Genomic DNA, 18,382 nt, shown 5'->3' on the forward strand with positions numbered 1-18,382 from the left:
AACGCCGAGTTAGTCCGACAACTCCGTTCGATACACCACCCGGAGCTCCCGGACCGCGTCCCGGTCCGGGTCGACCTCGAGGGCGACGACATCACCGTGCTCCCGATCGAACGCCAAGAGTGAAGTACCGTCCTGACACGGTGCTAAGACGAGGACCACCCGATCACCGTACAACGGGATTGTCCGGGTGTTGTCTCCAGTGATGGTGCCGGGCTCGGTCGGCGGTCGGACCCCGATCCTCTCGACGTCAGGTGATCCCTCACCGGCCGGGACGCGGACCGCGTACCCGGTGGTTTCGGACCTCCAGACGTCCACCTCGAAACCGTCGTCCACCTTCGGGTACACGTCGATGACGTACCCTCCGACGGTATACGAGTACCGGGTGTACGGGACGGTTAGTTCCCTCTCGACCGTCACGCCGTCGAGCTCCAGGACCAGCTTGACGTCGAGCGATCCGTACGGGTCCTCCGGTACGCTCACCCTGACGAGCTCGGCGTCAGATCTCAGCTTCGCGACCTGTTGACCGTTCACCACCAGCTCCCTGCTGTACTCGAACTTCTCCTCGTACACGCCACCGTCGTATGGTATCCTCAGGACCCCGTCGTCGACGCGGCTCGACACGTACAGGGTCGCTTCTCCGGTACCGTGATCGAACCCGACCTGGTACACCACGGGGTCCTCGGCGAAGCCCACGGGAATCCTCCACTCGTAGCGCTTGACCACGCGACCCGTGGGTGAAGTGAACTCGAAGGATACCTCGTGGGTCCTCGCCGGTATTACGAGAGAAACCCGGTGGGCTCCCTCCTTCAATCGCTGCGGTTGTGCGCTAAGAGCTCCGCCGTCGATCGATATGGGGAGGGGTTGGCCGTCACATGTGACCTTCAGGGTACCCTCAGTCGGCACGTAGATACCGACCTCGACCGCGCCCTCGAGCGAGCCGTTCTCCACCCTCAGGTCGGCCCCCAACACTCCGACCGAGAGATCTCCGACGAACTTCTCATACCGGGTGACCTGGTAGCGGATACCCTGGCCGTCCCTACCCGCGAGCGTTACTTCCACCGAGGCCCGCGACACGTCGTCATCAAGGAGAACGTCCACGGTGATCGAGTCGTTCTCGGGTATCGGGCTGTCGAGCGTTCGCTCTCCCACGATGTTCCCGGACTTGTCCCTTACTATCACATCCACCCTGTCCAGGGTGAACGATCCATCCGGAGGCGTGAAACGTACGGTTACTGCCAGTTCCTTCGTGCCGCCGGACTCGACTGTCTTGGTAACCTCAACATCGTCTACGGTCAGGACGCGTGGCGTCAGCGGTAGGATCACGGGGGCAGTCTCGTAGCCCACGGTGCCGCCCAGATGCTCGAAGTATCCCACCGAGACCCTGACGTCGAAGCCCGTCCTTAAGATCGCGGCGGGACCCCTGGCGGTGAAATCGACGCTGCAGGGGACCAGTAGTCCACCTGGGAACTCGGTGGATCCTTCACCGAGGACAACTTCCGCGCCGCTCCAGTCCCTGGTGACGGCTACCCAGTGCACCGTGTTAGGACTACCCGGAGGCGTCAGGTGATCGACGGTCACGGTGCCGCGGACGATTGCCTCGTCCCCGTTCTGTCGCCACTCGGTCTGTGATATCCGGCACTCGAAACTCAGTGGTAGGACGTCCACCTCCCTGACGCCATAACCGTGAACTGCGAGGTGTTGCCGAGGTTGTCGGTCAGTTCCGTGCTCCCCATCACGCGTAGGGTGATGATCGCGGGTAGGTGCTCGCGGATGTCGCCACTCGGGTGCGAGAGGGTGATCTCGCTCGAATCCCATGACAGCGCCGATTTCAACGAGTTCAACAGCTCATTCTCCAGATCCCCCTCCGAAGGCGTGACGTTCAATGCCGTGCCGTCCCGATCCAGGAACGCCAGATCGACACCTTCCAGCGACACGGAGGTACCTTTCTCGACCCCGATGTGTAGCTTCAGCTTCATGGTGCCGTCATCGGAGAACTCCACATCGCTCGCGCGGAACGACGCGACGTTCAGTAGGTGTTCGTCCGGTGACACCTCGTAGTACAGGTCCGGCCCCTGAACCAGCAGGTAATCGCCGGTGACCGTCCTGATCGTGAGGGCCAGCATCCAGACCATACTGAGCGAGGCTAGGCCGGAGAGGTCGACGTCGGGGTTCCCGTCCCCGTCTAGGTCGAGCCGCTCCGACCCCGGACGCTCGACCACCAACAGCGCGTTCGGCTCGTCCGCACCCCGAAGCAGGAACGGCACGGGACCCGAGGTCGTCGGGACCCAGATCACCGTCCGCTCGCCCTTGGCCGGCCACGAGTCCTCGTCCAGGTAGTACGGCACGCGGTCGGGACCACCGTAACACGGTATCAAGTAGTACGTGCTCGTCCCGTCGGTCACCCTGAGGGATAGTCCGGCGGGCGTCAGCGGTGTACCGCGCCGGTTGGTGGCGTTCAACAGGTCGTCGGGACTCGACACGGGCCCGTTCGCCTCGGCGTAGTCCACGGAGGTCACGTCGAACCCCTGGGCCGTAAGCCTGCCGACGATATCGTGGGCGAACGGGCTGTCGAAGTAGGAGGTGCAGTTGTTCGCGGTGAGCTCGAACCCGAGGGCCACGCTGGTCGGCTTGCCCACCCACAGGTAGTCTTTCCAGTTCGAGGGCAGCTGCGATCCCATCGTGTTCGGGTCGTAGAACCAGACAGTGGTGAGTCCGGACCCGTGGTCCCGAAGCGCGTACTCCTCCCCCGACACCGGGACCGTGAGGACGACGACCAAAGACGCCAACGACACCAACGTCGGGATCGCCCGACGGGCCGCCGGTACCACCGCCGGAACCCCGATTCCCCCGTTCGCTCTCCGGTATATCAACGTATCGCATGAGTTCACGGTAACTCCAGCTTCCCGCCCCGCCTCCCGATCCACGCCTCGACCCGGACGTCCAGACCCGCTCCCGCGAGCCGTTTCCTCAGCGCCCGGACGCCGTCGGGCGACCCGTGCCGCAGCACGAGGTACTCCGGCTCCAGCTCCTCAACCAACCGCACGAGCTCGGCCGCGCTCGCGTGCCCGGTCCCCGATACGATGTAAGGGTAAGGGACCGCGTCCAGGAGCCTTCTCAGCCTCCCCTCCCGGTCCCGGTAGAGGAACCAGCGCTCCGTGATCAGGACGTGGGGCCTCTTCGACAACCCTTCCACGGTCCCGACGCTCGAGGTGACGAGCGGGTACTCGGGGCGGCTCACGACCTCCAGGTCCGCCCCCTCGTGCGCGCCCGCCTTGACGGCCTCGTCGACCGGATCGCCCTCGAGCACGTGCAGGATCTCGACCTCGGAGGCGACGTCGATCAGCGGGTTCACGTGGGTGAGCAGCAGCACCGTCCGGTCCTCCCGGTGGAGTTCCAGGAGCCGCTGGATCCGGTACTCCGCCGCCTCCGGGTCGTCCGGGTGGACGCTCGCGGCCCGGGTGCACTCGGTCACGATCGCGTCCACCTCGTCGTCCACCAGCTCCCAGAGCGGGGGGTGCTCGCCGAGCGCGCACCAGTCCCCCGTGATCAGCACGCGCGCGTCGCCCGACAGGAGGACCGCGTGGGCCTTCGGGCACATGTGGTTGACCGGGTAGGTCCGCACGTCCAGCAGGCCGGCCTCGAAGGAGGACCGGAGCGGCTCGGCCTCGTCCTCCATCCCGAGGAGCGCCGCGGTCACCTCGTCGGCTCGGAGCTCACCGAACTCCGTCCTCGGGACGCCGCCGTAGTGGTCGCGGTGAGGGTGCGTGACGATCACCGCGTCCGCGCGCTTGACGTACGGTCCCTTCCGATCCGTCACGTCCACGAAGACGCGGGTGTCCCCGTAGTCGACGACCACACCGCACCACGGGTCGAGGGGTCTGAGGAGCAACGGACGCCCCGGAAGCGTCCAGTTCTCCGGAGGATGAATCGTTTCGCCCGGAAATCGTCACGGTAGTCGAGAGAGAAAGGGGATACCGAGAGGGCGCGTCGGGACGTTCCTGTGTGTACCACGGAGATGCCCTCGAGCGGTCAGAACTTGGCGAGCGGGTGCTCGACCTCGTCTTTCTTCTCGATCAGTTCGTCGATGGTCGGCTCACCCTTCATGGCGCACTCGATAGCTTTCTTCATGGCCTCCTTGTTGTTCTCGTAGAGCCGACGATCGTCCTCGGCCTCCGGGTGCACGAAGGTGTTCGCTATTATGACCACGTCGTCGACGATGTCGCGGGGGATTATCCCCTCCTCCACGGACTCGACGACCGCCTCCGCGATCCCCCGCTGCACAGGACCGAAGATCTTCTCCCCCTGGGCCATGTTCTCGATGGTGACCGTGGGTGTGATCAGTGTGGGCGGTCGGACGGCGACTCCGGGCGTCAGGACGGCGAGGAGCGGCGTGTGTCCCTTGGAGGGACTCGCGAGGGCCTCGGCGAACGCTCGACCGACCGGACCTTCCACGGACCCCATGACCAGGTCGATGTGTGCTATCTCGGGTTCATCCGGCTCGCCTACGAAGGCCTCCCCGACGCGTAACGCGAACGGCATAGGGATCGCCCTCGTACTTCAGCTCGTCCATAGTATAAGTGCACCTTAACTTCAGCGAGAATCAAAAGGGCTAAAGAAATACCGATCGCCGCGCCGAGCGAGTTGAGTTACCGGCTCGGTCCACGTCCCCCACCCTACCGACCGATCTAGGCCGTTCATCCGATCGGGACGACCTCCGGGGGCAGCCACAGGCGCCGGGCCAGCCTCGACGCGCGCAGGGTCGTCAGGACCCGTCCGACGGAGACGAGCGCCAGCGAGAGGACGCCGACCGCCTCGCCGTACAGGACGTCCCAGCCGAGCCCCACGAACAGCGCCACCACCAGCCCGGCCAACCCCCGCCAGTGTCAGGGGCCTCGTGACGTCGGATCCCGTCGTGTGTACGGCGACGGGGAACCGGAGGGGCTCCCGACGGTACGCCCGGACGAGCAGGAGCGAGGGCGGGACGAGGGCCGCGGCCCCGGCGACCACGAACGGGCCGGCCAGGAAGTGCCCGAAGAGGACCGGCAAGGGCGCGAACAGGCACCAGAAACCGGTGAGGACGGCGAAACCCTGCAGCTGCAGGAGGACCAGCCCGCGCAGCCAGGGGACCGATCCCCACCGGTAGGCGCGGCGCGCGATCAGCCAGTACACGACCGACATGACGGCCAGCGGGACCAGGGCGACCGCGACGACGAACGCGACCAGGGTCCAGAAGGTCACCTTCACACCGAGCTTCATGAGCGCCTTGATCATCTTGAGCAACAGCTTCTTCGAGGCCTTGGCCAGCGCCGTCCCACCAGTCTTCCCGCCCGCGTCGCCCTTCGCGCCGGCCTTGACCTTGGCCCCGGCCGCGCCCTTCTTCCCCTTCCCACCACCAAATAGTATGGAGAGTGAACCCAGCACGACCGACAGGCCCACCTTCCGCGGGCTGACGTCCTCCGGGTCCCGACCGCTCTCCTTCAGCAGCCTCAGCCAGTACTCCAGGAGCTCCCGGACCACCCGACGGGCCCGTTCGGGCGGACCCACCCGCACCTCCAACCACGGCCAGCGCAGCCAGACCCCGTCCTCACGACGCTCGAAGAGGGGAGGCTTCCGCTCCTTCCTCAGGACCCTCCGCAGGTGTCTGAGCAGCCGGTCCACGTCCCCGTCCCGGGCGGCCAGGATCGCCTTGACACCGCGGTACAGCTTCCGGCTGCGGAACGGGAGCACGACGTGCTCCAGGTCCCGGGTGATCAGGACCAGCCGCACCTCCTCGTCCGGGTCCATCCGCGGGCGGGACGAGCGGTGCTCCTTCACGCTCACGACGTCCTCCGGACGTACCCGGACCGTCCCGTCCGGCCCGCGCACGACGATGCACTCCGAGGAGAGCCTCACCCACGTGGAGGAACCCGGGAGCGCGCGGACTGGCCGGACCGTCGCGACCACCCCAGCGGGTCGGGGGATCGGCCTCGACCCGCGACGCCGGACGACACGACGGGCGCGACGAGGGCGGTAGAACGTCGATCCCGGAAGCGCGTTCCCAAGACCGGGGAGTCCGAGATCGAGACCCGCCTCCTGTCGGAAGCCGTCGAAGTTATCTTTCCAGAAGGCTTTTAACGGATCACCGGGCTAGCCACCCGCCCCGGACGGCGCTCTCCCCGGCCTCACGGTCCGCGGACGGACCGGATGGGGACCGAGCGCGGCGACGACGCCCGGAGTCTAGTTACTTAAAAGTTAACATCCGGACCGTTTGGAAACGGTGACGAACCGGTGATGCACTCGACATCCCCTCGTCCGACGGTCCGGACCCCCCGGGAGACGTGGGGGGAGTGGGCCGTGTTCCCACCCTGTCGGATAATGCACGTCGTCCTCTGGTCGGCGTTGTGGTCGCTGCTATGGGTGGTGATCCTCCTGGCGGTGTACCGGAGGTCGGGACGCCCATCCAATCGGTGGATCTCGACCATCGCCGGCCGTAGGTGGTTCCAGGATCTCCGCTCGAGGGTGAAGGAGGTCCTGGAGGCCGTCGAAACCGCGGAGGAGCTCGTGGATACCACCTTTGAGGGAAAGGGCGCCCCGCCCGAGCTGGACCGGAGGCTGGCGGACGTCCTGAGGGTCCCGGACCGGGAGGTCGACTGGCGGACCGGGCTCGGGATCGAGTACCTGGGGAAGTCCGCGGGCGATCGGTTCGCGCTGGAGCTCGCGCTGGAACTGACGGGCTCGGAGGAGGCGGTCCGGGAGCTCGTCGAGGACGGGTACGACGTCCTGCCGTTCGACGTGCGCCTCGAGGGACCGACGGGGACCGTATCGGCCAGGGGCGTGGTCGTCCCGCTCGGCCGGTCCGACGGGACGCCGGTGGTCGCCGTCGTGGGGGTGGGTCGCCGCGGTACCGGGCGGATCGAGCCCGTCGACTCGGAGCTGTTCGTCTTCGGCGGTCTGGTGAGCTCACGGCGGACGTTCTCGAGCGTTCTGAGGACCTTCGGCGAGCTCCTCCCGAGGGGCCACGCGGACCGACGCGGCGCCCGTCACTGTCCACGCCCGCCCGGTGGGGGGGGGGGCGCACGGGAACCCGGATAATGACAGTGTCGTCGCGCCGATGATCCGGATCCACCGTACTATCGGGGACCGCGGACCACCTCGGACCGTCCTCTCGACGCTCCTCGGGGGTTCCTCACTCGACAACCGCCCGTCGGCCAGCTCGACGACCTCCGAGCCTCGAGACGTGCCGCGTGCCCTTCGACGTGAACCAGGACCCCGGACACGGCCCGGTGGTCGACACCATCAGGATCAGTAAGGGCACCGGCATCGAGGTCCCCCCACGGGAGGACAATTCCCGGCGACCACGTGAACGCCGAGGAACCCGGCGAATTCGCACCCGGATACCGGATATCTGCCCGAGGTCACGGCCGTTCGAGTCTCCCCGGTTGGGAGTCAGCCCCCGGACGGTACCGCGGTGATGGTGTTGACGTCACCCCGATGAACGACCCCAGCCCGGCCGTGGTGTCTAAGTCACTACCCTCTGACTCCGTCGGTGCGTCCGTACCCCGTGCTTCCCGTCGAGGGCGAGCCGTGTCCGACGCGAGTAGCTCCGGCTCTCCGTCGCCGTTCCCGAGGGTCACCGTAATGGTCTCGAGACACCGGCCGCCCCGTCACGGACTCGATAGTTTCATCGTCTCAGGGACCGTTCGAGCTTCGACGACGCTAGTACGGTGCGACGTGTGGTACTTCCGGATTAAGTTGGCCCGTAATTTCGGAACTCGCGACGTTTTTCCCGCACGGTCGGAGCGTCGTGACGGCGACAGACGTCGAATGCGGGGACAGGTCGCCGATGGGCTACGGAGGGAGAACCATCCAGGTAAACTTATTCTAACCCTCCGAAGGCGTGGTAACGGGAGGGATGGATGGCGGACCTCCCGGCGGAAGGTCCGGAGGTACCCCGACGCGAGCAGGACCGAGGAGGGCAGCGGCGGGCCGACCGGCACCGCGTCGGTCAGAAGGTAGTTGAGGAGGCTCCTTAGGTGCACCGCCGGCCTGCCGGAGGTCTCCACGGGTAGTTCGGATCGATTATCCCTTCAAAGCGAAGTAGGGCGCGAGGAACCGGCACGAGGGGTACTACGAGCCACGCGCCGGACCGTCCCCGCGGGTGCGTCCCTCGACGGTCTCCGTCAGGAGCTCTATCAGGGGCAGGGTCAGCCCCTCGAGATGTGCCCGGCACAGCTCCACGAGCCTCCGGTGGACCTCCCTGCGGTCCGAGACCGGGTCCCCGTGCTGCAGCTTGTTCCTGATGCGACGGATCGGCGGCTTCTCCAGCGCGAGCTCGGTCGGGTCGTCGGTCCCGGAGAGCTCCGCGAGCTCGCGGAGCCTCGGGTCGTCCCGGAACGCGTCCCCGAGGCGCTCCTCGAGGTCCCGCTTGAGGGGTAGTCCCCCGCCCACCAGGGACCTCAGGAGCTCCCCGCTCCGGCTCCAGCTCTCCCACACGGTCTCGGTCGACTCCCCCACGTCCTCGCCGAGCTCCCCGAGGATGCGACGTATGGCGCCCCGAGCGGCCGGGAGCCCCCCGAACGGGTCGAAGAGCTTGAAGTACAGCTCGTCCAGGGTCGCGGCGGCCAGCTCCTTCAGCCGCCTTAACTCCCCGTCCGAGCGCTTCAGGCGCGCCCGCTTGTAAGCGCCCTCGTTCAGGAACGGCTCGACGAGCTTCGCGAAGGCCCGCAGCAGCAGGTGCGTCTCGTTCATCAGGCTCGCGGCCTCCGCCACTCTACCCCGGTCCAGCATGTATCGGCAGTAATCCCGCAGGAAGTCCCGCACCTCGGACAGCCGAGCCGCCAGCTCGCGGCGCTCCTCCGGCGTCAGCGGTCCCTCCGAGACCGTCCGGCGGGCGGGCTCACGAGGTTCCACGTCCCCCAAGAACACCCGCCGGAGCGTCCCCCAGACGAGTTCCACCAGGGAATCCCGGTCGGGGACGTCCTCCTCGCGCACGAACTCGTGGACCGGACCGGGGGACGACGCCCGCTCCACCCGGGCGAACTCCCGGAGCGTCTCGACCCACTCCACGGGCTCCGAGCGTATCGTCCGGAGCGCCTCCTCGGCCTCGTCGACCCACCTGGGGGACGGGTCCGCCAGGTACGTCGCCACCGTGTCGCGGATCCTCCAGGCCAGCACGTGGTCGGTCACGTCCGCCACGAGCCACCGGTCCCCCTCCACGACGCCCTCGACCTCCTTCCCCGAGATGCAGTACGAGAACGCCACACGCTCCCAGAGGCTCCCCTCGTCGTCCCCGAGCACCGCCCGGCGGAAGGTCAGCGCCCGGAGGGCGGGTACCAGGCCCAGGGCCGAGGCGAACGGCATCACGCGGGCGCCGTGCGTCAGGTCGAAGAGGACCGCGTCGCCCGTCCTCAGGAGTTCCAGCGTCACCTCGCACACTCGGTCGACCAGGCCTTCCGGTTCGGTCAACCGCGCGTCCGTGTGCTCTTCGACCCCGTACTCGAGGTCCTCGAGCGGCTCTCGGACCTTCTCTTCGTACTTCTCGCGCTTCTCATCCTCCTCGATGATCCCCGTGGACACGACCACGGCCTCGCCGGGCTCGACGTCGAACCCGTCGTGCAGGGCCTCGAGGAGCGCGAGGGTACCCAGCTCTCGGTCCGAGGTCTCCACGACCTCGACCTTCCGACCCTCCACGGTCCACTCCAGGGTGTCCTCGGGCGATTCGCCGGTCAGCCGCTCGAGCAGCGACACCTCGACCAGCCAGGGTTCCTTCGGTTTCCGGTAGTTCGACACGTCCCCGAGGGTCAGGAGGACGTGCAACCGCACCGGGCGCGGCCCCGGTCAGACGATTCACGGAACGTTAAACCGCCGTCGGACCTCTCCGGGAAACCTGAGAGTATTGGAAGGATTCTGAAACGTTTCCGCGCCGTGGACCGAACTCGAGGAAACGTTATGACCGGTCGGACGGTCCCTACCCCGGATCGGGGGAGCGCGCTTGGTACTGCCGCTCGTAACGGCGATCCTCCTGACTGCAGCGCCCGCGGCGGGGCTGCAGTTCGAGGCCCCGACGGCGGGCTACCCCGTGCCCGAGCCGCCGCACCTGGAGGACGGTGATGGTCACGTCGAGCCCCCGTTCAGGTACGCGGGCGACCACCGAGTGAGGGTGTACCCGTGTTCGGTACCGTCGACCGCCTGGGTGTTCCTGGAGGACCGTCGGTGCGTGATCGCCGTGAAGCCCGTCGGCGGGGGTCACCCGGTGCTGCTCCTCGACGTGAGCGACCTGGTGGTCTCGGTGGGTGCCGACGGCGTCCGGCTCCGCGGGGGTTACGCCACCGCGGTGCGGATGGAGCCCGTGGACTTCCCATCCCTCTGGATACCCTACGAGGTCGTGACGGGGTCCGGGGTGGAGCTGCTGTTCCCGTGGCTCCTCGGCCCGATCGTCCGGGAGTGCTCCAGGACCGAGTTCGAGCGGGTTGCGGAACTGATCGCCGGGGAGCGTGGGACCCCTCCGGAGGACGTCGAGACCGGGGTCTGGGACGAGCTCAGGCCGCCGTCACCCCTGCCGGTGCCCGCCGTACTCTTCGTGCCGCCCGCGAGGAAGCGTCGGTCCGCGAGGTGATTTCGCGTCCACTCTGCGCCGACCCCGTGCGGTGTCGACCGATTCGGGTTCGGTCTCACACCGGTTCTCGTAAGGCCTGTGCCTGAAGTGCTTCAATGGATGTTCTTGTGTTTCGGCAACTCGTTCAATCAAGGTCTCGAGGGTGGACGGTAAGGACGCCGGTATAGGAGGTAGGGTGCATTGGATATTAAGGAAGTGAACCTCGTGTTGGAGCTCTCCGAGCGAGTGGAGGCTCGGTGACTCCCTAGTGACTGAAGGGGTTAGGGCTGACCGTCGAGAGGTCGGCTCGAGGAGGACGGGGGAAGTAGTGAGGGATCGATCGTCGGTAATAGTGATGACGATATCTTACTGCAACACTCGCAAACGCTTTCGGTGGCGGCAGAAAAGCCCTGTCGAAGTTCTCAAAGGTGTTTTGTGGAATCGCAAGTTGATAGGGGAAGTTATTGGTAAGATGGACGAATGGTTAGGGAAAATTCGCAAAGGGTATGAGTATATTCACCCGGAAAGCGTTCTGAGGGTTTAGATTGGGAATAGACTATACCACGGAGAGGGTAATCATCCACAGGCAACGCCTGCCGGAGATACTCGAAGACCGTATCATCGAAAAGTACGGTCTGGATAAAGTCCAGGAATCGGATCATCACTGGAGGAAGGTGTCCGAACCGGCGTTATCGGTCACGCGGAAGCTCGTTCCCCGAACAATTGACGCGTAGACATCGAACATCCGCCTGGTCGCTCGAGAGACCACCATCAGCTCCAAGACCGCCCGAGCGCGCTCGTCCACGGGCACACGCCGACCGTGTCGACGTCGTCTCGGTCTCCCAAGAATCGAGAGTTCCGCGTCGGTCCTCCCATCCCCACCACGAGAAGACACCTCCTACTCTGTCGTCATCTCAACGGCGGAACCGGGGTCCGTGCAGCGTTCGAAGCGCCGGGACGTCCATGGTATCACTCGTCCCCGTTCCCTCCGTTACCGTCATCACCTCCATCGTCACCGTCGTCTCCATCGTCCCCATCGCCATCTCCATCGCCGTTCCCGTCACCGTCCCAGGCCGATTCGGCGACGGATTCCGCCACCTCACCGACGGCGTCCCAGACGTCGTCCGTTCCCCCGTCACTCCCCCCTCCGATCGCCTCGTACACCGTCTCGGCGATATCTTCGGCGGCGTCGAGGTCGAGCTCGAACTCCATCCCTGCACCGGCCCCAATCCCCGCTCTCGATCGACGCCTCCGGGCTCGCGCCAGCCTCTTGAGCTCACCCGGGCTGAGGACCAAGAGCGTCGAGAGTACCGAGAACACGCGTTCACTTCCGATAATCCCACCGAACACGAACACGTGGCGTCTCCGGACGTCCGGATCGATGTCGTCCGAACCCGAGCGACATACCCCTAAGAGGACGATCACGGGTCGTTCGCTCCGGTGCGATGGGACGTCCCCGGCGCTTCGAACGCTGCACGGACCACCCGAGCGGGACGATCAGCCCTCGGATCCTGTTCCACGTGCTCATCCGGACGTGGGTGGTTCGGAGTCGGACATCGAACGGTATGAGGTAGGGTTCGAACGCCTCGAGGCTCTCGGAATCGATCAGACGGAGGGCCTCGTCCAGCGCGTCCTCCCGACCTTTGGTCTCCCACACGTTCATCATCGCGATACCGAACCTCAGTGCGACCGATGTATCCGGGATTTTCAGGAGTTCGGACAGCTCCCGATCGAGCTCCTCCGCGGTACCCTCACCCCGGAAGACGGCGTCCGACGACTCCTCAGCCTTCTCGACGATCTCTAGGATCCGCTCGGCCTTGCTCCGCAGTCTCCGTGACCGTCGGGTGATGATTAGGGTGCCGAGGAACTGCGAGATCGCGATCAGGACCACGAGGATCGCGAGGACGTGGATGACGTGATACCACGACGTGGGAGGCACCCCCACCCGACCGGGGTCCCGAGAGTGCCATCTCGTGAGCTGGAGATCGTCGACGCCGTCCCCCGTGCCGGCCTACGTATTCACCGCCACCGTTCCAGTCCGGAACGTACCTCGGAGCGGGAGATCTCCCCGGATATCGACGAACCGACGCATCCGGAGGCGAACGCCACGATCGTTGCAGCGGCCGAGGGCGCGTACCCGGTTCGGAACCGCGGGTCCTACGGCGTCGGGCCGTGACCCAGCACCGTCGATCCGAGGCAGGACAACGGGGGCGTGAGGACGGTCTTCGGGGGACCGTTTCCTCCCCCTCACACGCGCTCCCGACGCGTCGGTGCCCCTACCGGGCGGTGGGAACGCTACCCTCCGGCCGGAGCGGCTCGGGAGGTCGACCGAGTCCGGTGGGTGATCGTGGACGAAGGGTCCGACACTCGCATCCCAGGTGAGCGTCCGTGACGTGTAGGGTTTCCGATCGGCAACGGAGCCCACATCGACGCCGGGCGGTGCGGATGCTCGTTGGATCCCGGTGGTGTGTACGCGGGTGCGATCAGTGCGGGCGGCGCCGAGCGGTAGTGGAAGGGAACGAGGTGATCGATCATCGACCACGCTCTCCGACCTATCCCGCGCGTGGTCCACGTTACGGAACGTGCGCGGGTTCGGACGATCTATAGAAACCGCCACTTATTATAAGAGAACATTTTAGTTTAACATTTTAGTTTCTTGTTTATCCCAGACCGTCGTGCCATCACGGGTCGACCGCGGTTCCTACCCTGCGAACGCCCTCCGTAGTAGGATCGCGGGCGTGGAGGTCGTCCGTCGCGCGACGCCATCGACTTCCCCCAGGGCGACCCGCGGGTACGGGCACCGGCCACCACACCGGGGAGCCCGCGGACCTCGAGTTCCCCTCCGGCGCGCGAGTCGGCATCGGCCGTCCCAGCGTCACCGTCCCGAGCTCGAAGAGGTCGGGTAGTCTCGGGATCCACTCGGCCGGTACGTAGCAACCCATGAACTCCACGGGGTCGGGTCCGGCTCCGCGCCTCCCGAGCAGCGCTCCCCCGTCGTAGGCGACCCACACTCGGACGGTCGCGCGGCCGTCACGGGGTTCCACCAAGTAGACGAGCACGTCCCGGCGGTTGACGCCGTACGGGTCGAGCCCGGCGATCTCGGCCGCCGCCCGGACGGGGTCGGTGTCGTAGTCCTCGAACCTCCCTCGGTCGTAGTACCTCGGGTCGTTCGGGACGAGCACGTACTCGCCCTCGGCCAGCCGGAGTACCTCCAGCAGGGTCCTACCGTAGCGGTAGACGGCGACGCCCACGGTCCCGTCCGGCGATCCGACGAGGAAGTGGCCGATCCCGATCCTCCGGAGGAGGTCCAGGGCGCGCTCGAGGTCCCACTCGGTCACCTCGCCCGCGAGTACGACGCGCTCGCCCAGCTCCTCGAGCCCGCGGTTGACCGACTCGTCGTCCGCGCCGCCTATCGTGATCACCCAGCCGTCCTCGGTGATCACCGTGTGGCAGAAGCGGCCGTTCCTGAGCTTGTACTCCCGCAGGGCCCCACGACCGGCCCACGTCGTCACCTCCAGGTGAAGGGTCGCCCGGTAGGTCGCGTCCCGCCGGTAGGCGACGGCGTAGCCCCCGTGGGTGCGGACGAGGACGGCGCTGCAGTCCCCGTGGGTCGGGTGCTGGAGGGCGACCAGGAGCAGGGTCAGGGTGGGGTCGGGCACGCGATCCTCCCCCGCGGGTTCGCCCGGGTTGGAGGTGCGTCCGTGTCCACGTCGGGGACCCTCCCGCGGGTCACGCGGCCGCGGGTACTACCCCCACGGTCCGGTGAGTCGGTTCCCTCCCCCGGGTGTTCCGGTTTAGGTACGCGCGACCCGATCTCGGTCGCACCGTGCGCGGGCACCGATTAACCCTATCCGTGACGCCCCGACCGACACACTAGAAACCCCATCGGAGGCCGTACCGGCGTCGTATCGTCGCCCTCCGCGGGCAGTTCATGCGGGTTTACAACCCCGGCGTTACCGGTATTCCGAAGGTGTTCTCTAATATAACAGACAGGGCCGTGTAGTAGAGTAAGTCGAGTATAGTGGGTACGTCACCGGTGAGTACCCCGGTAATTATCCCGTTGAGTAGGTGGATCGAATCCTGGAATGCGGTCGTACCGCCGATTATACCGAACGTGCGAGAGTGTAATTCCATGGCCAGTGGTAATGGAAGGACGGTGAGGAGTGCATGGGTCGCTGCCTTGTCCAACAGTATCGATAGTAGGGGGCCAGTCTCTATCCCCGACACCCAGTGCCAGAGGCCCTCGAGGAGACCGTACACCGCCCCCGAGACGATCCTGGGGATCCCGAACTCGACCGCCACCAACCGCTTGAACGGCTCCTCCACGACGGGAGCCATCCCCATTGAAACCGTATAACCCCAGTACCACCGCTCCAGGACGGGGAAGACGGCGTTCTCGGTCACCCACTCCCACACCGCCACGCTCACGCAGCACGGGACGATCGCCGGGAGTCCGAACGATCGCAACCGCTCCACGATCGACTTCAGGATCGCGTTGGAGACCAGCGGGTACAACAGGTTCCAGCACGCGGCCACCGGAAGTGCCGACCACACCTCGTCGTACAACCGCTCGAAGACGTCGTCGCGCCCCCACCGGATCTCGACGCTCAGACCGACCGCGGCGTACAGTCTGGCGGTGAGGGCGAGTAGCGCGGGCGCGAGCGAGAGCGGGCTGCTCAGCTGGAGCCTGTCCGCCAGGTTGAGGGTCCTCAGGAACTCGGCGAGGTGGGAGTCGGGAGCGAGTTCGAGCGGGTCGATCGTGATCGCGACGGGTTCGACGCCCTCGGGGGTCCTGACCAGTAGGAAGCTCCAGTACTCCCGGAGCCTCTCGGGGAGGTGGGCCAGCTTGGACTCGATCTCCTCCAGGGTCTCCGGGTCGGCGGTCGTCTCGTCGAAGGTCGCGTTCTCGTCGCCGAGGTTCGCCCGGACGGTGACCAGGGTCCTGCCCCATAGGTCGTAGAACTTGACCTCGACGGTACCGTCTCGGGTGTCGAACCGGTACTCGCAGTAATCGGCTCTCGGCCTGTAGACGGGGAGTACGTCCCGGTACTTGTCGAACCACGCCTGCCGTTCGAGTTCGATCCTCCCGTCGGACTCGAGTCTCGCGAAGACGACGGAGTACGTTGTCAGGAAGGCTACTCGATCGTTCCAGAGGACGGTCACGTACGATGGGTCGACGTCGGTGTCTTCCAGGTTGACGAGTCCGAGGATCACGGCGGGCGCTCGGAGGGTCGTGCGGACTTCCCCGAAGGGGGTTCGAACCCCGAGCTCGCGTCCGTGGAGGGAGGCGTTCGTGGAGGGGTCGTCCGTCACGAGTCCGGCGTTCGGGAGCACGGTGAGGTATCGGTATGGAGGGCTGCCTATCAGTACTAGGTGGTAGGAATCCAGGTGGCGGGCCTCGTGGGACAGGCGTGTTAGGGCTTCGAGGCAGTCGGTCGCGGTGTCACCGTGGAGTACCGGTGTCGAGTGCGCGGGGATCGGGAGGGTTAGGGAAAAGAGGAGGAGGTGCGTGATGAGGACGCCCGAGGACCTCAAGCCGTCGGTCCCCTCCCGAACGCCGTCACTAGGACTGGGATCGGTGAGGCGGCTCGGAGCTCCACCGTCCCTGCGCGGCCTCCGGCACCCCGGTGACCTCTTAAGCGTAACGATGATCGTCGAGGACGGGCCGAAACCGGATCGAGTGAAGGGAAACAAATGTGTTTAACATCACACCTCGAACCCGTGCTCCCGTAGGAGCTCCCCGAGCGTGGAGAGCACCCGCTCGGCGGTCTCGATGAACCGTTCCGCGTCCTCCCTGGTGTCGTAGGGGAACTCGACCCGGTAACGCGCGGCCGTGTACGCGTCGGAGAGCATCTTCAGCTCTTCCCGGAGTTCCCCCGCGAGCTCCCTCACCCTCCGGTCCCCGGTGACGTCGACCAGGACCCCCAACAGCTCGGAGAGCCCGCGGACCCTGGGGTACTCACCGGTCAGGAACGCCAGCGCGGCCTTGATCCCCAGTCGCACGGCCTGCTCGGCGTGGAACGCGGTCCACCTGTACATCCCTTCCTCCAGGCTGAACCTCGCGAGCTCGAGCGCCTCACCGGCACGTTCCCACAGCGACCGTGCCTCCTCGTACGATCCCGAGGGGGCCACCCCCGGTGTCACGTGGGGACGTCCCGGACTGGTACGTGAAGTACCTCCGGAGGCGGTACCGGCTCTTCCTGGAGTACGTTCGGAGATGGAGGTACTGGGTTCGCCGGATCGCGGAGGTGATCCGGGAGCGGGTGGATCCCCGGGCCGAGGTGATCGTCTTCGGCAGCGTGGTCAAGGGGAGGGCTACGGGTGGCTCCGACGTGGACGTGCTCGTCGTCACGGAGAGGGCCCGCGAGCTGAGGCCCCACGAGGTGGCGGGGATCGTGGAGGAGGAGCTGGACCTGCCCGAGGATCACCCGTTCGAGTTCCACCTCACGACCCCGGAGGGTTTCGAGACCCGGTGGCGGCGGTTCCTCGACGAGTACGAGCGGGTGGGGTGAGTCCGTTCGACGGCTGGGTCCCGACCCTCGCCGGGGTTGTGGTGCGGTCGGACTTTCGGACGATCGTATTACCATCGTTCAATAACAGTGCATGGGATATACAGAAATGATGCGATATCGACATGAGTGTTAGTCGACTATCGTACGTGAACGCTCATACCGCCCGGCCGCGCGGGATAACACATCGCGGATCGCGCCGGTCGGCTGAGTTCAGTTAACGTAATAATTGCCGTACCGTACACCCGGAATACGGGACCGCGATCCGACGTGCGGGGAGTGAGGTGTGCTCGGCGCGGTCCTCGCGGCGTTCCTCGCCCTGCCCGGGCCCGCGCTCGCCGACTGCTGGACCTCGGTCCCCGGGGGTTCACCTCGGTGAGTGGACCGAGCTGACGGTCACCGGTTCTACAGTTCAAGCCCACCTGATCGTCGGTATACGCGGGTACGGGCTCGAGGGGAGCTTCGAGGTACCGATCAAGGTGCTCGTGCCGAGCGATGCGGAGCTCGTGACGGCGAAGTGGAAGCCCAAGGGGGGCGGGGAGGTCGAGGTCGAGCCGGTGTCGGTCCGGACCGTGACCTGGCCGGGCGACACGGACCAGATCGGGTACCTCCTGAGGTACAGGAGCGAGGACCCGCTCGGAGCCCTGTTCCCGGACGGGGTGATCCGGTGGCGGGAGCTGACCTTCGTCCTCCCGGTGGAGGCTAAGGGGAGCGAGTCCAGCAGATGTCTGTTCGACGTGTTCAAGGGGGAGTACCTGGGTACCCTGGATGTGACGGTGACCGCCCGACTCCACAGGGGTAAGGGGGAGGAAGGAGAGGCCTGGTTCTTCGCCTGGCCCATCCCGGAGAGCCCGAACCCGGCGTACGATGTGAAGGTTCACGGTCTGTACGTCGACTTCGTGACCGTGTACGACCCGGAGACCGGGCGGTGGCGCTGGTTCATCCCGGTTATCCAACCAAAGGACCGAAGCTCCACGTACGTGTACGTGAGGGTCGACGTCGCCGGTCCGGTGTTCACCTTCGGTGTTGAGACCGATCACGTCAGCGTGGAGACGGTGTACCCCTGGGACGAGAGGGCGTCCCAGTTCCTGAGTCTGACCCAATACCTACCGGTACTCGTCGTGATGAAGAAGGAACTCCAGCGAGGTGAGGCGAACGGTGAGACGGCGTCGCCCGGGCGCGGTGGCGGTGGTGCGGGGTCCACCCGGACCGGGAGGACGGTCCCGTTGATCGTGCCGATCGTCCCGGTACGGCGGAGGTGACTCGTCCGTGCACGCCTATTCCACCGAGCCGGAACGTC

At 66.2% G+C, this 18,382-nt stretch carries 17 protein-coding genes; 6 read left to right on the top strand and 11 right to left on the bottom strand.

Annotation, left to right across the window (positions count from 1 at the left end; translation table 11 throughout):
- Nucleotides 1–9 precede the first annotated feature (9 nt).
- The 5 genes from MK_RS06785 to MK_RS06805 all read right to left on the bottom strand — a co-directional run bounded on the left by MK_RS06785 (nucleotide 10) and on the right by MK_RS06805 (nucleotide 5,892).
- Complete coding sequence (locus MK_RS06785; RefSeq protein ID WP_011019640.1) at nucleotides 10–1,665, bottom strand: hypothetical protein; 1,656 nt, start codon at nucleotides 1,663–1,665, stop codon at nucleotides 10–12.
- On the bottom strand, nucleotides 1,647–2,828 hold the full coding sequence (locus MK_RS06790) for a hypothetical protein (protein WP_011019641.1): 1,182 nt from the start codon (nucleotides 2,826–2,828) through the stop codon (nucleotides 1,647–1,649). The genes MK_RS06785 and MK_RS06790 overlap by 19 nt, the downstream gene beginning before the upstream one ends.
- Before the next feature lie 56 nt (nucleotides 2,829–2,884).
- Nucleotides 2,885–3,889: a ribonuclease J gene (locus MK_RS09375; protein ID WP_011019642.1), complete on the bottom strand. Its 1,005-nt coding sequence runs from the start codon at nucleotides 3,887–3,889 to the stop codon at nucleotides 2,885–2,887.
- 140 nt (nucleotides 3,890–4,029) lie between these two features.
- On the bottom strand, nucleotides 4,030–4,539 hold the full coding sequence (fae, locus tag MK_RS06800; protein ID WP_011019643.1) for a formaldehyde-activating enzyme: 510 nt from the start codon (nucleotides 4,537–4,539) through the stop codon (nucleotides 4,030–4,032).
- A 51-nt stretch (nucleotides 4,540–4,590) separates the two neighbouring features.
- A complete protein-coding gene (locus tag MK_RS06805; protein ID WP_148679762.1) occupies nucleotides 4,591–5,892 on the bottom strand; it encodes a hypothetical protein in 1,302 nt (433 codons plus the stop codon).
- Between the two features lie 441 nt (nucleotides 5,893–6,333).
- On the opposite strand from MK_RS06805, the gene MK_RS06810 reads away from it, so the two are divergent.
- Complete coding sequence (locus MK_RS06810; RefSeq protein ID WP_011019645.1) at nucleotides 6,334–7,071, top strand: hypothetical protein; 738 nt, start codon at nucleotides 6,334–6,336, stop codon at nucleotides 7,069–7,071.
- A gap of 1,035 nt (nucleotides 7,072–8,106) precedes the next feature.
- On the opposite strand, the gene MK_RS06815 is transcribed toward MK_RS06810, so the two are convergent.
- Entirely contained in the window at nucleotides 8,107–9,801 is a 1,695-nt protein-coding gene (locus tag MK_RS06815; RefSeq protein ID WP_011019646.1) for a hypothetical protein, read from the bottom strand.
- Between the two features lie 169 nt (nucleotides 9,802–9,970).
- Between MK_RS06815 and MK_RS06820 the strand changes: the two genes are divergently transcribed.
- Both MK_RS06820 and MK_RS06825 read left to right on the top strand, forming a co-directional pair.
- A complete protein-coding gene (locus MK_RS06820; RefSeq protein ID WP_011019647.1) occupies nucleotides 9,971–10,594 on the top strand; it encodes a hypothetical protein in 624 nt (207 codons plus the stop codon).
- 524 nt (nucleotides 10,595–11,118) lie between these two features.
- Nucleotides 11,119–11,307: a hypothetical protein gene (locus MK_RS06825; protein ID WP_011019648.1), complete on the top strand. Its 189-nt coding sequence runs from the start codon at nucleotides 11,119–11,121 to the stop codon at nucleotides 11,305–11,307.
- A gap of 235 nt (nucleotides 11,308–11,542) precedes the next feature.
- On the opposite strand, the gene MK_RS09220 is transcribed toward MK_RS06825, so the two are convergent.
- Complete coding sequence (locus MK_RS09220) at nucleotides 11,543–11,929, bottom strand: hypothetical protein (RefSeq protein ID WP_148679763.1); 387 nt, start codon at nucleotides 11,927–11,929, stop codon at nucleotides 11,543–11,545.
- The gene (locus MK_RS06835; protein WP_011019649.1) at nucleotides 11,898–12,518 is read right to left on the bottom strand and encodes a hypothetical protein; all 621 of its coding nucleotides are present in this window, start codon (nucleotides 12,516–12,518) and stop codon (nucleotides 11,898–11,900) included. The genes MK_RS09220 and MK_RS06835 overlap by 32 nt, the downstream gene beginning before the upstream one ends.
- 18 nt (nucleotides 12,519–12,536) lie before the next feature.
- On the opposite strand from MK_RS06835, the gene MK_RS06840 reads away from it, so the two are divergent.
- The gene (locus tag MK_RS06840) at nucleotides 12,537–12,749 is read left to right on the top strand and encodes a hypothetical protein (RefSeq protein WP_148679764.1); all 213 of its coding nucleotides are present in this window, start codon (nucleotides 12,537–12,539) and stop codon (nucleotides 12,747–12,749) included.
- 505 nt (nucleotides 12,750–13,254) lie between these two features.
- Here MK_RS06840 and MK_RS06845 read toward each other — a convergent pair.
- The 3 genes from MK_RS06845 to MK_RS06855 form a co-directional block, all read right to left on the bottom strand.
- Nucleotides 13,255–14,232, bottom strand: a complete 978-nt coding sequence (locus MK_RS06845) for a hypothetical protein (RefSeq protein ID WP_011019650.1) — start codon at nucleotides 14,230–14,232, stop codon at nucleotides 13,255–13,257.
- A 280-nt stretch (nucleotides 14,233–14,512) separates the two neighbouring features.
- Complete coding sequence (locus MK_RS06850; protein WP_011019651.1) at nucleotides 14,513–16,108, bottom strand: hypothetical protein; 1,596 nt, start codon at nucleotides 16,106–16,108, stop codon at nucleotides 14,513–14,515.
- 171 nt (nucleotides 16,109–16,279) lie between these two features.
- Nucleotides 16,280–16,705, bottom strand: coding sequence for a HEPN domain-containing protein (locus MK_RS06855; protein ID WP_011019652.1), 426 nt, complete (start codon nucleotides 16,703–16,705; stop codon nucleotides 16,280–16,282).
- Between the two features lie 5 nt (nucleotides 16,706–16,710).
- Here MK_RS06855 and MK_RS06860 point away from each other — a divergent pair, with 5 nt between their 5' ends.
- Both MK_RS06860 and MK_RS06865 read left to right on the top strand, forming a co-directional pair.
- On the top strand, nucleotides 16,711–17,085 hold the full coding sequence (locus tag MK_RS06860) for a nucleotidyltransferase domain-containing protein (protein ID WP_011019653.1): 375 nt from the start codon (nucleotides 16,711–16,713) through the stop codon (nucleotides 17,083–17,085).
- 476 nt (nucleotides 17,086–17,561) lie between these two features.
- The gene (locus MK_RS06865) at nucleotides 17,562–18,344 is read left to right on the top strand and encodes a hypothetical protein (protein WP_158295970.1); all 783 of its coding nucleotides are present in this window, start codon (nucleotides 17,562–17,564) and stop codon (nucleotides 18,342–18,344) included.
- Nucleotides 18,345–18,382: the final 38 nt, after the last annotated feature.

It is taken from the genome of Methanopyrus kandleri AV19 (genome assembly GCF_000007185.1).
Taxonomy (GTDB): Archaea; JAADCQ01; Methanopyri; order Methanopyrales; family Methanopyraceae; genus Methanopyrus; species Methanopyrus kandleri.

Bases quoted from the DNA above. Each gene is read 5' to 3' on its own strand.
- fae (WP_011019643.1), bottom strand. From the start codon at position 4,539: ATGCCGTTCGCGTTACGCGTCGGGGAGGCCTTCGTAGGCGAGCCGGAT.